Annotated in this window: 11 protein-coding genes and 1 pseudogene; 3 read left to right on the top strand and 9 right to left on the bottom strand. The window is 64.5% G+C overall.

From position 1 onward, the window contains the following. Positions 1-400: 400 nt before the first annotated feature. Both ACQR0U_RS09210 and ccoG read left to right on the top strand, forming a co-directional pair. Positions 401-1,195, top strand: a complete 795-nt coding sequence (locus ACQR0U_RS09210) for a fumarylacetoacetate hydrolase family protein (protein ID WP_315752802.1) — start codon at positions 401-403, stop codon at positions 1,193-1,195. 354 nt (positions 1,196-1,549) lie between these two features. Beyond that, a complete protein-coding gene (ccoG, locus tag ACQR0U_RS09205; protein ID WP_316174183.1) occupies positions 1,550-3,031 on the top strand; it encodes a cytochrome c oxidase accessory protein CcoG in 1,482 nt (493 codons plus the stop codon). Positions 3,032-3,039: 8 nt separating this feature from the next. Here the strand turns inward: ccoG and ACQR0U_RS09200 are convergent. The 7 genes and pseudogenes from ACQR0U_RS09200 to xoxF5 form a co-directional block, all read right to left on the bottom strand. Beyond that, positions 3,040-3,363 (bottom strand): annotated as a pseudogene (locus tag ACQR0U_RS09200) (acetamidase/formamidase family protein); the annotation flags it as partial. A gap of 105 nt (positions 3,364-3,468) precedes the next feature. Next, on the bottom strand, positions 3,469-5,802 hold the full coding sequence (locus ACQR0U_RS09195; RefSeq protein ID WP_434843101.1) for a molybdopterin cofactor-binding domain-containing protein: 2,334 nt from the start codon (positions 5,800-5,802) through the stop codon (positions 3,469-3,471). A gap of 2 nt (positions 5,803-5,804) precedes the next feature. Beyond that, positions 5,805-6,257: a (2Fe-2S)-binding protein gene (locus ACQR0U_RS09190; RefSeq protein ID WP_315825196.1), complete on the bottom strand. Its 453-nt coding sequence runs from the start codon at positions 6,255-6,257 to the stop codon at positions 5,805-5,807. A gap of 360 nt (positions 6,258-6,617) precedes the next feature. Further along, a complete protein-coding gene (gene gfa, locus ACQR0U_RS09185) occupies positions 6,618-7,181 on the bottom strand; it encodes an S-(hydroxymethyl)glutathione synthase (RefSeq protein WP_315713222.1) in 564 nt (187 codons plus the stop codon). 33 nt (positions 7,182-7,214) lie between these two features. Then, positions 7,215-8,324, bottom strand: a complete 1,110-nt coding sequence (locus ACQR0U_RS09180; RefSeq protein WP_315752806.1) for an S-(hydroxymethyl)glutathione dehydrogenase/class III alcohol dehydrogenase — start codon at positions 8,322-8,324, stop codon at positions 7,215-7,217. Positions 8,325-8,402: 78 nt separating this feature from the next. Further along, entirely contained in the window at positions 8,403-8,882 is a 480-nt protein-coding gene (locus tag ACQR0U_RS09175; RefSeq protein ID WP_315713645.1) for a c-type cytochrome, methanol metabolism-related, read from the bottom strand. A gap of 132 nt (positions 8,883-9,014) precedes the next feature. Beyond that, a complete protein-coding gene (xoxF5, locus tag ACQR0U_RS09170) occupies positions 9,015-10,820 on the bottom strand; it encodes a lanthanide-dependent methanol dehydrogenase XoxF5 (protein ID WP_315713218.1) in 1,806 nt (601 codons plus the stop codon). Positions 10,821-11,226: 406 nt separating this feature from the next. Between xoxF5 and ACQR0U_RS09165 the strand changes: the two genes are divergently transcribed. Next, positions 11,227-12,174: a helix-turn-helix domain-containing protein gene (locus ACQR0U_RS09165; RefSeq protein WP_315713217.1), complete on the top strand. Its 948-nt coding sequence runs from the start codon at positions 11,227-11,229 to the stop codon at positions 12,172-12,174. 20 nt (positions 12,175-12,194) lie between these two features. Here ACQR0U_RS09165 and ACQR0U_RS09160 read toward each other — a convergent pair whose 3' ends face one another. Next, complete coding sequence (locus tag ACQR0U_RS09160; protein WP_315752899.1) at positions 12,195-13,130, bottom strand: substrate-binding periplasmic protein; 936 nt, start codon at positions 13,128-13,130, stop codon at positions 12,195-12,197. Further along, complete coding sequence (locus ACQR0U_RS09155; RefSeq protein ID WP_315713215.1) at positions 13,130-13,471, bottom strand: c-type cytochrome; 342 nt, start codon at positions 13,469-13,471, stop codon at positions 13,130-13,132. The genes ACQR0U_RS09160 and ACQR0U_RS09155 overlap by 1 nt, the downstream gene beginning before the upstream one ends. Positions 13,472-13,493: the final 22 nt, after the last annotated feature.

The following is a 13,493-nucleotide window of genomic DNA, read 5'->3' as shown; positions in this document are numbered from 1 at the left end:
GGCGCCCCGATGCTGGCGCCAAGCCTGATGCCGACCTGACGGGTTGCGCAGGTGACGGGGGCAAACAAGCCGGTCCCCGGGGAGAGCTCGGAGCAGACGTTCACCCATCGCGCAGGGAAGGCCGGGTCTGTCCGGCTGAACCTGTGGTTCCTGCCGCCTGCATTTTTCCGCAGGCGGGCCACGGGCCTCAGTCGAGGTCCGGCCTTCCCTGCGCCCTCGCGTTTCCGGCGAGGGTCTCGAGCATCGCTTCGGGCGCGTGTTGCGCTGCGAGGGCGACGGCGCGTGCGCGCATGGTGGCGCTGGCATACTGGATATGCTTATCAGTTGAGCGGGGCGCCGATGCTGGCGCGCCACCACCAACAAATCAGCCGGCCGCAACGGCTGATCCAGGAGGAACCCCATGGCAGACACCTCACGCCGCGATCTCCTCGTCGCCGGCAGCGCCGCGGCAGCGGCTGCGATCATGACGGACACCTACCCTGCCGCTGCACAGGCCGGGCCGAAGCCGATCTTCGCCGTGCCGGCGACCACCATTCCGATCGCCGGCGAGCAGGGCGTGTTCCCCGTCCGCCGCATCTACTGCATCGGGCGCAACTACGCGGCGCATGCCATCGAGCGCGGCTCCGATCCGAACCGCGAGCCGCCGTTCTTCTTCCAGAAGCCGACCGACGCGATCCAGAACGTCGCGATCGGCGAGGTCGCCGATCATCCTTATCCGTCGCTGACCAAGAACTATCATCACGAGGTCGAACTGGTCGCGGCGCTGAAATCCGGCGGCACCAACATTCCCGCCGAGTCCGCGCTCGATCATGTCTATGGCTACGCGCTCGGCCTCGACATGACCCGCCGTGACCTGCAGAACGGCATGGCCGCCGAGAAGAAGCCATGGGAGATCGGCAAGAGTTTCGATCATGCCGCCGTGCTCGGCCCGATCCATCCGGTGGCGAAGGTCGGCCACTTCACCAAGGGCGCGATCTCGCTCGCGGTCAACGGCACGGTCCGGCAGAACTCCGACCTCACCAAGATGATCTGGAGCGTCGCCGAGCAGATCGCGAAACTGTCCGAGGCGTTCGAGCTGAAGGCCGGCGACATCATCTATTCCGGCACGCCGGAGAATGTCGGCCCGGTCGTCAAGGGCGACGTGCTCTTGTGCAAGCTCGAGGGCCTGCCGGACATGTCGATCAAGATCGTTTGAGAGAGGGGCTGGACCACACGTCGTGTGCAGCACGTTGACGCTGCCGATCGGAACGGACGTCGCCGCCGCAATGCCGGTACGCGCCTTCTCCCCGCGCGCGGGGAGAGACGAGCAGCGAGCGTCGCTACGCGCGCTATCCAACAAGCGCGGCAGCCGCAGCCATCCCTCCGGATGCTGCGACTGACGCCGTGGCGCTCGCGGCGCCGCGCCTCTCATCGCCTGTCGGACGGGAACTATCGTTGTTCCCGCGCAAACAGGCGCTGCCAGCCGTTCGCAAGTTTGTGGCCCGACAAAGAGCCGCCGGGCACCGCCGCCTATCGTTGCCCTGCATCAGCCGAGCGAACGAGGGCAGCCGTGGCCATCACCATCGAGATCGATCACGCCAAGACGCGGCGCATGGCGCAGGGCCAGGGCCCAAGCAGGGGCCAGGGTCAGGCCCGCGGCCCGGCACGGTCGTTGCGCAGCGCTGGCGGCCCGGTGGTTCCGCAGGGCGTCAAGGGGCCAATCCGGCGGCTGAAATGGCTGATTCTCGTTCTGACGCTCGCCGTCTACTACATCACGCCGTTCGTGCGCTGGAACCGCGGGCCGAATGCGCCAGGCCAGGCCGTGCTGCTCGATTTCGCCCACGGAAAGCTCTATCTTGGCCCCGCCGAGATCTGGCCGCAGGATCTCTATCTCATCACCGCGGCGATGCTGCTGGCGACGTTCATCCTCGTCCTGGTCAACGCGCTGGCCGGCCGCCTGTGGTGCGGCTTCGCCTGTCCGCAGACGGTGTGGACCGACCTTTTCCTGCTGGTCGAGCGCCTCGTCGAGGGCGACCGCCGGCAGCGGCTGAAGAACGTCGGCGCGCCGCTGACGGCGCGGCGGATCGCACAGATCGCCACCAAGCACGCGCTGTGGATGGCGATCGCGCTCGGCACCGGCGGCACCTTGATCTTCTACTTCACCGATGCGCCGGAGCTGGTGCGCGATGTCCTGCATGGCGAGATGTCGGCGACAGCGCTGACCTGGACCTTGGTGTTCGCCGGCACGACCTATGGCCTCGCCGGTTTCGCGCGCGAGCAGGTCTGCACCTTCATGTGCCCGTGGCCGCGTCTTCAAGGCGCGATCTGGGATCCGGAAGCCTTCACGGTGAACTATCGCGATTATCGCGGCGAGACCCGGATGTCGGCGAAGAAGGCCGCCGAGGCGCGGTCGCAGGGGCTGCCGGCCGGCGATTGCGTCGATTGCGGCGCCTGCGTCGCCGTCTGCCCGATCGGCATCGACATCCGCCAGGGGCCGAGCTTCGCCTGCATCAATTGCGGCCTCTGCGTCGATGCCTGCGACGGCGTGATGGCCAAGCTCGACCGTCCGCGCGGCCTGATCGACTACGAGAGCTGGCGCAACATCGAGCGTGGGCGTGTCGGCGAGCCACGTGTCTCACGGCTGGTGCGGCCGAAGACGATCGGGCTCGCGCTCGCCTGCGTCGCTGTGGCCGGCGTGATCGCTGTGTCGTTCGTCACGAAGACGACCGCCGTGCTGTCGGTGCAGCATGATCGCGATCCGATGTCGGTGCGGCTGTCGGATGGCTCGGTGCGCAACGGCTACACGGTGAAGCTGCTCAACAAGTCGTCCGCCGTGCAGAGCTTCAGGCTCGGCATCAGCGGCATCGATGCGGCGCTCGCCATCGTCGGCCATGCGGCGGCGGATGCGATCGAGGTCGAGCCGGACGGCTCGGAGGCGCTGCGGGTGACGCTGACCATGCCCGAGTCTGTGGATGCCGATGTCACCTTCCAGGCGGTCGATGCCAACGGCCAGGTCGTGCTGACCGCGCGCGACCGCTTCGTGAACCGGTAGAGGAGGGCCTACAGATAGGATTTCGGCAGCAGCATGTGGATGCCCTTGTTGCCGTCGACCAGCTGGGTGACGCGCAGATTGCCGGCCAGCGAGCACAGCATGTAGGCCTGGTTGCGCGACAGGTTGGTGCGGGCGCAGACGTGCTTGACCATCTCGCGCACCGCCTGCTTGGCGGCGTCATCGAGATCCTCGCCGAGGCCGATCGACATCAGGTGGGTGGCGTTCTCGGCGAACGGCCAGGTGATGTCCATGTCCTTGCGCACGGTGAGGCGGAAGGTGCCGGTGACGCCGGTCTCGAGCGCGGTGATGCAAACCTCGCCGTCCGCCGTGATCGGCCGCTATGCCTCGGTGCGTTACGGGCGCTGACTGATCCTGCTTCTTCTGGCGTGGTCATCGGCCGGATCGCTCCGGCCGATGATCTGCTGATTGCTGCAAGCTCACGTCGCGAGCTGATTGCCGATCGGCAATGCGCGCAGGCGCTTGCCGGTGGCGGCAAAGATCGCGTTGGCGAGCGCCGGCGCGAATGGCGGCACGCCCGGCTCTCCGACGCCGCTCGGCGGCGTGTCGGCATCAACGGGCACGATGTGCACGTTGGTGACCAGCGGCGCCTCGTCGATTCGGACCACCGGATGGTCGTCGAAGTTGCGCTGCTGCACCCGGCCATTCTTGAAGCTGATCTCGCCATATTTGGCGAGGCTCAGCCCCATGATCGCGGCGCCTTCGAGCTGCGAGGCGATGCGCTCGGGGTTGACGAAGGTGCCGCAGTCGATCGCGGTGTCGACCTGATGCACCACGAGCTTGCCCTTGTCGTCGACCGACACCTCCACGATGGTGGAGATGTAGCTGACGAAGCTGCGATGCGCGGCGATGCCGAGGCCGTGGCCCTTGGGCACCGAGCGGCCCCAATTGCCCTTCTCGGCCACGAACTCGACGACGCGGCGCAGCCGGCCGGTGTCGATCGGATAGCTCTCGTAGGGCTCGCCGTAGTTCCAGAGATCCTTCACCGAGGCGAGCTTCAGGACGCGCGGAGTGCCGATCAGATCGAGCAGCGTGTCCTTCTGGTCGCGGCCGGTGGAATGGGCAATCTCGCCGACCATCGATTGCACGGCGAAGGCGCGCGGGATGTTGGAGACCGAGCGGAACCAGCCGATGCGGGTCATCGCCTTGGCGGCGGGATTCTCACATTGGATGTTGGCGATCTCGAACGGCATGTCGACGAGGCCCATGCCGAGCTCGAACGGCGCGGCATGATCGGCGCCCGCCGCGAAGGTCGACAGGATGGTCGGCGCGACGCTGCGGTGGCGCCAGGCCACCACCTTGCCGCTCTTGTCGAGCCCGGCTTCGATGCGCTCCACCGACACGGTGTGCAGGAAATCGTGATGGAGGTCGTCATCGCGTGTCCACTGCACCTTGACCGGTGCGCCCAGCGTCTTCGACAGCAGGGCAGCCTCGAGCGCGAAGTCGCATTTTGACTTCCGCCCGAACCCGCCGCCGAGCAGGGTGACGTTGACGGTGACGTTCTCCGGCGGGATCTGCAGCGTCTTGGCGACATCCTCGTGCGTGCCGCCGGGGCTCTGCACAGGCGCCCAGATCTCGGCCTTGTCGCCCTTGACGTCGGCGACCGCGACCGGCGGCTCCATGCTGGCATGGGCGAAATGCGGCAGGTAGTACTCGCCGGTGATCACCTTGTCGGCCGACTTCAGCGCGGCCTCGACGTCGCCTTCCTCGCGTACGACGAGGCCCGGCTGGCGCGCGGCGGCCTCGAGCTCGGCCCGATAGGCGACAGAGTCGTAGCTCGCATTGGCGCCGTCGTCCCACTCGACCTTGAGCACGTCGCGGCCCTTGATCGCGGCGCCGGTGTTGCGCGCGATCACCGCGACGCCGCCAAGCGGCTGGAACTTCGACGGCCAGGGCCAGCCCTTGACCTCGATCACCTGCTCGACGCCGGGCACCTTCAGTGCCTCGGCCGGATCGAACGACTTGACCTTGCCGCCGGTCACCGGCGGCCGGGCGATGACCGCGTATTTCATGCCGGGCAGGCGGACATCGGCGCCGTAGCGCGCCTTGCCGACGGTGATGTCGTGCAGATCGACGATGCTGACCTGACCCTTGCCGAGATAGCGGAAGTCCTTCGGCGATTTCAGCTGCACAGTGTCAACCGCAGGCACCGGCAGACTGGCGGCATCGGCCGCGAGCTCGCCGAAGCCGAGGCGGCGGCCGCTGGCGCTGTGCACGACCTCATGATTGACGGCTTTCACTTCGCTCGGCGGCACGCCGAGGCGCTGGGCCGCCGCGGCTTCGAGCATCGCCCGCGCCATGGCGCCGATCTGTCGCATCGGCAGCAGATAATGCCGCGTGCTGCGCGAACCGTCGGTATCCTGGTTGCCGAACTTCACCTCGTCGCCGGGGGCCTGCACGACGCGCACGCGCGACCAGTCGGCTTCCATCTCCTCCGCCACGATCAGCGGCAGGCTGGTACGCACGCCTGTGCCCATCTCGGAGCGGTGGGCGAGGATCGACACGATGCCGTCGGGGGCGATCGAAACGAAAACCTTGGGATCGACCACGGTGCCGTGCGGCATCTTGCCGGCGCCGGTTTCATAGGCGGCAAACGCCGGGCGCGACAGCAAGGGAGCCGCGAGCACGAACCCGCCCACGAGGCCCAGCGTCTGCAGGATGGTACGGCGCGAGACGTTCTCGACCTTGAGATGGCGCTCGAAGCCGCGGCGAGACGCGGACTTTGCGATGTCGGGATTTGCGATGATGTTCATGATCACACCCCCGTCGAGGCCAGATGGACCGCATTCTCGATGCGCTGATAGCAGCCGCAGCGGCAGATGTTGCCGGCCATCGCATCCCTGATCTGGTCATGCGACGGTTTGGGATTCTCGTTCAAGAGTGCGGCCGCTTGCATGATCTGCCCGGCCTGGCAGAAGCCGCATTGCGGCACGTTGACCTGCCGCCATGCCTTCTGCACCGGATGATCTCCGGTCGGATGCAGACCTTCGATGGTGGTGACCTCTCGTCCCGCGACATCCGACACTGCGGTGATGCAGGCGCGCGCCGCTTCCTTGTCGACCATCACGGTGCAGGCGCCGCACAGCGCTGCGCCGCACCCGTATTTCGTTCCGGTCAAACCCAGCTCGTCGCGCAGATACCACAGCAGCGGCAGGCTCGGATCGCCATCCCAGCTCTGCTCCTGTCCGTTGATTTTCACCTTGATCATGTTCGCCCTCGCTCTGTCGGACCAATGGTCGCTGGTTCTGATCGTTGGTGGACGCGCGCGGGACCACATGTCCTTACGTGCACGCGCCGGATCAATTGAGAGTTGTCGGAAGACTACTGATGATAGCAGACCGGGACAGGCATCGGTCTACACAGGCGCGTGTGGTGTCAGAGCAGACGAGCGCTGCGCGTGCAGCCCGCTGTAATGCAAATACGGAACAATGGGCGATGCGCCGACGACAATGGCGGCCGCCTGACCAAAGCGGCGACAAAAAAAGAATGCCTCGCCGGCGTGGGGCAGGCGAGGCACCAAGTCTTCAGGAAGGAACGCTTCAGTTGTACGCTTGGTCCGTGGCGGCCGTCAGGCCGCCTTTGCTTTCGCCACGTGGGTGGCAATCGCATCCATCAGGGCCGGCGACAGGCAGTCATAGGGCTCGAGCCCCAGCTCCTTCAATCGCGCCCGAATCTCGCCCATCTGTTCCGGCTTCACGCCCGACTCGATCACCGAGGAGACGAAGGCCGCAAAGCCCGGCGCGGCCGAACCCTGCTCCTGGAACAGCTCGGGGTGAATGAAGTCGAGGCCGTAGAACGGGTGGCCCGTGTTCTCGATGCGGCCATACATATGCGTGCCGCAGCCGGTGCAGGCATAGCGCTGGATGACGGCGGAGGGATCGACGATCTTGAGCTTGTCGCCGTTCTCCAGCACCGTGACGTTCTGCCGCGGCACCACGGCAACGACCGAGAAGGTCGCGCCGGAGGGCTTCCAGCATTTGGTGCAGCCGCACGCGTGGTTATGCGCGACATCGCCCTTGATGCCGACCTTGACCGGCCGGTCGTGGCATTTGCAGACCAGCGTGCCGCCGGCGAAATGGCCGCTTCCCTGTTTGACGCCGTTATCGACGGACGGATGGATGTGGACAGTCATGGCGCAATCCTCCTCAGTTTTGCGTGCTTGGGGTCAGAACACGACGACGGAACGGATCGATTTGCCCTCATGCATCAGGTCGAAGCCCTTGTTGATGTCTTCGAGCTTGAGCGTGTGGGTGATCATCGGGTCGATTTCGATCTTCCCGTTCATGTACCAGTCGACGATCTTGGGAACGTCGGTGCGCCCGCGCGCGCCGCCGAACGCCGTGCCCTTCCAGACGCGTCCGGTGACGAGCTGGAATGGGCGGGTCGCGATCTCCTTGCCGGCCTCGGCGACACCGATGATGATCGATTCGCCCCAGCCGCGATGGCAGGCTTCCAGCGCCTGGCGCATCACCGTGGTATTGCCGGTGCAGTCGAAGGTGTAGTCGGCACCGCCGTCGGTCAGCGCGACCAGGTGCTGGACGATGTCGCCGGTCACCTTCTTCGGGTTGACGAAATGGGTCATGCCGAAGCGGCGGCCCCATTCCTCCTTGCTGTCATTGAGGTCAACGCCGATGATCTTGTCGGCCCCCGCCATCCTGGCGCCCTGAATGACATTGAGCCCGATGCCGCCGAGGCCGAACACCACGACGTTCGAGCCGGGCGTGACCTTGGCCGTGTTGACGACCGCGCCGACGCCGGTGGTGACACCGCAGCCGATATAGCAGCTCTTGTCGAAGGGCGCGTCCTCGCGGATCTTGGCGACCGCGATCTCCGGCAACACGGTGAAGTTGGAGAAGGTCGAGCAGCCCATGTAGTGGTAGATGGCCTGGCCCTTGTAGCTGAAGCGCGACGTGCCGTCGGGCATCAGGCCCTTGCCCTGCGTGGCGCGGATCGCGGTGCAGAGATTGGTCTTGCGGCTGAGGCAGCTCTTGCACTGGCGGCATTCCGGTGTGTAGAGCGGAATGACGTGGTCGCCGGGCTTGACCGAGGTCACGCCCGGGCCGACCTCGCGCACGATGCCGGCGCCCTCATGGCCGAGGATCGAGGGGAAGATGCCCTCGCTGTCGAAACCGTCGAGCGTGTAGGCATCGGTGTGGCAGATGCCGGTGGCCTTGATCTCGACCAGTACCTCGCCGGCCTTCGGCCCTTCGAGGTCGACCTCGACGATCTCCAGCGGCTTCTTGGCTTCGAAAGCGACCGCGGCGCGCGTCTTCATGTCTCAAACTCCTCTTTCATTCTCTTGAGCCCGCGACGCTGCCCAGGGAAACTGTTCAGCCGCGGTCCCCGTCGTCAGTCATTTCTTGCCCATGCAGGAGTTCTCCGCTTCCGTATAGGCTGGCGGTTTGTCCTCGTGCTTGGCCGGGCGAACGCGTCCTACCGCGTCATTGCCGCGGGCACGCAGGTAGATGTAGAGGTCGTCCATGTAGCAGGCCACGTTCGGATTGTCGCCGAAAGCCGGCATGACGTTCTCCTGGGACGTGCTGACATTCTTGCGGCCGCTGGCGATGACACCGATGAAATCGCCGTAGCTCATGGTCTTGACCGAGTCCTTCAGCGCAGGCGCATAAGTCGATCCCATGCCGTCGGGCCCGTGGCAGACGTGGCATTCGGAATGATAGCGGCGGTATCCGGAGTAGGTGTACCAGTCGACCGATCCGTCGGCGCCCACCTTGTAGGTCGGATTGCCATCCTTATCGAAGTACTTCCCGTCCTCGGACTTGACGGCCGCAGGATCTCCCGGACTTTCCGCCCAGGCATTTTCGGCGACAGTCATCCCGCCGGTTGCCAGGAACAGAGCCGTGGCGACCGCAAAACAGATTCTACGCAAGGGCGTCTTCCCTTAATTTTCTGGGGCAGGCGAACCGGCGCATGGACGAGATCCATGCGCCGGAAGCAGGTGCCTAGCTCACTGCTGCGGGAGCGAGAACACGGTGAGCGCGCCGCCCAGGGCGGTGTAGTTGCTCAGCGCTGCGTAGCCGCCGACCGCACCGAGACCGGCGGTCGGATCCGTCAGGCCCGCCGCGAGACCGATGCCGGCCCAGCCACCGACACCCGAGAGCACGGCGACATACTGCTTGCCGCCTGCCTCGTAGGTCGTGACGTTGCCGATGATGCCGGACGGGGTCTTGAACTTGTAGAGCTCCTTGCCCGTCTTGGCATCGACCGCCTTGAGGTAGCCTTCGAGCGTTCCGTAGAACACCACGCCGCCGGCCGTCGCGAGCGCACCCGACCACACCGAGAACGGCTCCTTGTTCGACCAGGCGATCTTGCCGGTCTTGCCGTCCCAGGCGATGAAGTTGCCCATATGGGTCTCACCCGCCGGCGGATACATCGACAGGGTTGCGCCGACATAGGGCTGACCTGCGGTGTAGCTCACCTTGAAGGGCTCGTAGTCCATGCAGACATGGTTGGTGGGCACGTAGAACAGTTGCGTATCCGGCGAGTAGGCCGCCGGCTGCTCGTCCTTGGTGCCCAGCGCCGCCGGGCAGATGCCCTTGGTGTTGACGTCCTCACCCTGCTTGTCGGTCGAATACTGATCGACGACCTTGGGACGGCCGTAGGTTGCAGAGTTCTTGTCCATGTCGACGCCGGTGGTCCAGTTCACCTTCGGGTCGAACTTCTCGGCAACGAGCAACTCGCCCGTGGCACGGTCGAGCGTATAGCCGAGGCCGTTACGATCGAAGTGCGTGAGCAGCTTGCGCGGCTGGCCGTTGATGGACTGGTCGGACAGGATCATCTCGTTGACGCCGTCATAGTCCCACTCGTCGTGGGGCGTCATCTGATAGACCCACTTCGCGACGCCGGTGTCGGCATGGCGGGCGAAGATCGTCATCGACCACTTGTTGTCGCCGGGACGCTGCTTCGGATTCCAGGTCGAGGGATTGCCCGACCCGTAATAGACCATGTCGAGCTGCGGATCGTAGGAGATCCAGCCCCAGGTGCAGCCGCCGCCGGTCTTCCACTGATCGCCTTGCCAGGTCTTCAAGCTCGAGTCCTTGCCGACCGGCTTGCCGAGCGCCGTGGTGTTGGCGTCGAACAGGATCTGGTCATCCGGACCTTCGGAGTACGCCTTCCAGACCTGCTTGCCGCTCTTGATATCGTAAGCGGTCATGCTGCACTGGACGCCGAACTCGCCGCCGGACGTGCCGACCAACACCTTGTCCTTCACCACGAGCGGAGCCGAGGTTCCGGTCTGTCCCTTGCTCGGATCGCCATTGACGGCGGTCCAGACGTGCTGGCCGGTCTTGGCGTCGATCGCCACCAGCTTGTCGTCGGCCTGATGCAGGAAGATCTTGCCGTCCCCATAGGCGACGCCGCGGTTGACGGTGTCGCAGCACATCACCGGAATGACGTTCGGATCCTGCTTGGGCTCGTACTTCCAGACGATCTTGTTGTCCTGCGCGAGATCGAGCGCATACACCTTGTTCGGGAACGGCGTATGCACATACATCAAGTTGCCGATGATGAGCGGTCCGCCTTCGTGGCCGCGCAGCACGCCGGTGGAGAAGGTCCACGCGACCTGCAGCTTGCCGACGTTCTGAGCGTTGATCTGATTGAGCTTGGAGTAACGCGTATTGGCGTAGTCTCCCGCCGGCATCACCCAGTCCTTCGGGTTGGCCGACATCTTGACCAGCTCTTCACTGGCCCACGCGCCACCCGCGGCAAGCGCCGCGACTGACGTCAGACATGTTGCGAGTAGCACTCTTCGCATCGTCTTTCCTCCCGGGTTCAACTGAGGTTCCGCAGCACGCGGCCCAGTATTCGTTTTCGGCATCATTGAATATCCACTTCCCGACCGGGAAACTTGCCCAAAAGAGAAAAGAGCTTGCTCAAGAGTGAAGCGAATAGAAGTTTTTGAAGGAGATTTTGCTTTGCTGGTCCGCAACATGAGCGCCATTCTTGCTGCGGAGCATCAATTTACAGCACCGCGGTTCCACCGAAGGTTGACGTTTCCCTTGACCTTACAGAGACGAAGGCGGAGGATCATGCGAGGGAAGTTATGGAACGAAGTGCGCCGCGAAAGTCGCGGCCTTAAAATGGGAGCAATCTTGCTACAGTCTCGTTCGCCGTCCGGCGGCGGACCCGTTGCGTTTCGATCATGAATCGGTGGATGAAACATGTCCGACACGATCCGCTCGCTTAATACTTCGGGATTCTCACCGAAGAGCCAGATCCAGCGTTGGTCAGATGCACTGACCGACCTGTGCGGACGTTTCGATGTCGATCCGCTGGAGGGCGCCTCATTCGAAGGGCGCATCAATTTCACGACGGTGTCGCGCCTGAAGCTCTGCCAGATCGAGGCCAGCCAGCACCGTATTGCGCATACCTATGCGCGTGCGCAAAAGGCTGCACATCCCTACATCAAGATCTTGTTCCAGACCTATGGAACGTCCTATTTCGAGCAGGATGGCCGCCAGATCGAGATCGGCCCGGGCGATTGCCTCGCCTATGACGTCTCGTTACCGCACACCATCATCAGCCCCGCCCTGACCCGCCATGACGTCGTGATCGTGCCGAAGGAGCTATTGCAGGAACGCGGCTTCCGGTCGGAAAAGATGCCTGCATACAAGCTGTCTGCGCGGAGCGGGACCGGTCGGATTGCGCATGACGTCACCCATGCCGCGTTCGATGAGGCGACCCGGCTTTCGCCCAACTCGGCTGTCAGCGTCGCCGAATCGCTCATCGATCTGTTGCTGTTGCCGCTGCGTGAAGCCGATCGAATGCTGGATCGGGCGGGACCCGAGGCGGTCTATATCCGCGCTCAAGCCTTCATCCGCGAGCATCTGCGCGATCCCGATCTGTGCATCGATCAGATTTCGGCGGCTCTGGGGTGCACCAAGCGCTACCTTCACATGGTGTTCAGCGATCGTGGCATGACGGTCAGCGACTACATCTGGCGGGCCCGGCTTCAGCATTGCCGGCAGGAGCTGGAGACGCAGAGCGGCAAGACCATCACTGATGTCGCGTTCTCGTGGGGTTTCTCGAGTTCGTCGCACTTCAGCCGTGTCTTCCGCAAATATTTCGGCGTCGTGCCGTCGTCGGTTCATAAGACTGCGGCCCGCTGAGCGGTCGTGAGGTAGCCGCGCTAGCGTGCGCCGCTCCGGATGATCCTCTGGAATGCATCACCGAGAATCACCGGCTCGCGCGGTGGAAGATAGGTCAGTCCGGCGGACCGACCAAGATTAGGCAGGGCCCCGGAAGCGTCGAGTTCCGTCAAGGCCTTGTCGACCGATGCGATGAGTTCGGCCGAACTGGTCAGCCCGACATAACCGCGGTTCACGCCGATCGGATAGCTGTAGCCCGACCCGCCGAGCCTGGTGTCGGGATGAGCCGCCCGATACGCATCGAAACGTCTGCCATCGAGCAGGGTCGCATCGAACTTGCCCTGTTCGAGCGCCCCGAGCAGATCATCCCGCGCGGGAATCAAATGCGTGATGTCGTCGATCAGCCGTCCCTTGTCGAACGTCATCAGGATTGCATCCGCCAACGTGCCGCTCTCGATTGCCAGCCGCAGCCCTGCCAGGTCGCCGATGTCGGTAATCGGGCGCTGTTTCGCGGAAGGTCCGAGAACGACGGTCAGTGTTGAGAACATGTATGGCTTGCTCGGCATCAGCGTGCCGAGCGGAACGCGGCGGCGGCGGTCGTCGCGGGTGGCGCCATCGAAGTCCGGCAGCTTGGCTGTCTTGACGCCGGGCGCGACCAATCCGTCCTGGGTGAACGCATAGCTGCCGAGCAGCGAGCAGCGTCCGTCCGAGAGCAGTGCGTTCGCCTCCAGCGCTGGACTGGAATCTTCGTCCAATTTGCTTTCGTACCACTGGATCTCGAGCTTTCTGCCAAGGCGGTCGGCGATTGCCTGACCGAGCAGGACGTCGAAACCGTTCCCGGGCTTGCCACGATGATGGACCGAGAGCGGCGGAAGATTTTCGTCAAGGCAGATGCGCAGCACGTCGTCAGCGGCTAAGGCGGCTGACGACACTGTCGAGATCATCAAGGCAGTCAGCCAACGGCAGAGATGGCGCATCACTGCGCTCTCCGGCTCGAGACATAGGCCCACAGCGCGGTGATCTCGTCATCGCTGAGAATGTCGCCCCAGGGCGGCATGCGACCGTTCTTGCCCTGCTTCACCGTGGTGACGAAACGAGGCTGGTCATCGGGAAACCGACGCAGGTCGGGCGTCACCGTGCCGGAGTTCACCATGTTGGGGCCGTGGCAGTGCGAGCACTTCTGAGCGAACGTCGTCTTGCCGATGTCCACCTGGCTATGTGCGGCGCTGCCATCTTGTTGTTGGGCGAGGGCAGCCGTCGACAGGACGGCCGACATCGCCACGACGGCGGCGAAGGCCGCCGCCGCTTTCATGAACATGTTCTGTCTCACGGGCAATCCG

It is taken from the genome of Bradyrhizobium sp. HKCCYLRH3097 (genome assembly GCF_051167875.1).
GTDB lineage: Bacteria > Pseudomonadota > Alphaproteobacteria > Rhizobiales > Xanthobacteraceae > Bradyrhizobium.
Note: the sequence above shows the minus strand (reverse complement) of the source record. Positions and strands in the feature narration are given on the sequence as shown.

What these genes read in the sequence shown, in the direction of transcription:
- ACQR0U_RS09155 (WP_315713215.1), bottom strand. Translation starts at nt 13,471, where the DNA reads ATGTTCATGAAAGCGGCGGCGGCCTTCGCCGCCGTCGTGGCGATGTCG.
- ACQR0U_RS09180 (WP_315752806.1), bottom strand. Translation starts at nt 8,324, where the DNA reads ATGAAGACGCGCGCCGCGGTCGCTTTCGAAGCCAAGAAGCCGCTGGAG.
- ACQR0U_RS09195 (WP_434843101.1), bottom strand. Translation starts at nt 5,802, where the DNA reads ATGAACATCATCGCAAATCCCGACATCGCAAAGTCCGCGTCTCGCCGC.
- ACQR0U_RS09165 (WP_315713217.1), top strand. Translation starts at nt 11,227, where the DNA reads ATGTCCGACACGATCCGCTCGCTTAATACTTCGGGATTCTCACCGAAG.
- ACQR0U_RS09160 (WP_315752899.1), bottom strand. Translation starts at nt 13,130, where the DNA reads ATGCGCCATCTCTGCCGTTGGCTGACTGCCTTGATGATCTCGACAGTG.
- gfa (WP_315713222.1), bottom strand. Translation starts at nt 7,181, where the DNA reads ATGACTGTCCACATCCATCCGTCCGTCGATAACGGCGTCAAACAGGGA.
- ACQR0U_RS09175 (WP_315713645.1), bottom strand. Translation starts at nt 8,882, where the DNA reads ATGACTGTCGCCGAAAATGCCTGGGCGGAAAGTCCGGGAGATCCTGCG.
- ACQR0U_RS09210 (WP_315752802.1), top strand. Translation starts at nt 401, where the DNA reads ATGGCAGACACCTCACGCCGCGATCTCCTCGTCGCCGGCAGCGCCGCG.
- ACQR0U_RS09190 (WP_315825196.1), bottom strand. Translation starts at nt 6,257, where the DNA reads ATGATCAAGGTGAAAATCAACGGACAGGAGCAGAGCTGGGATGGCGAT.
- xoxF5 (WP_315713218.1), bottom strand. Translation starts at nt 10,820, where the DNA reads ATGCGAAGAGTGCTACTCGCAACATGTCTGACGTCAGTCGCGGCGCTT.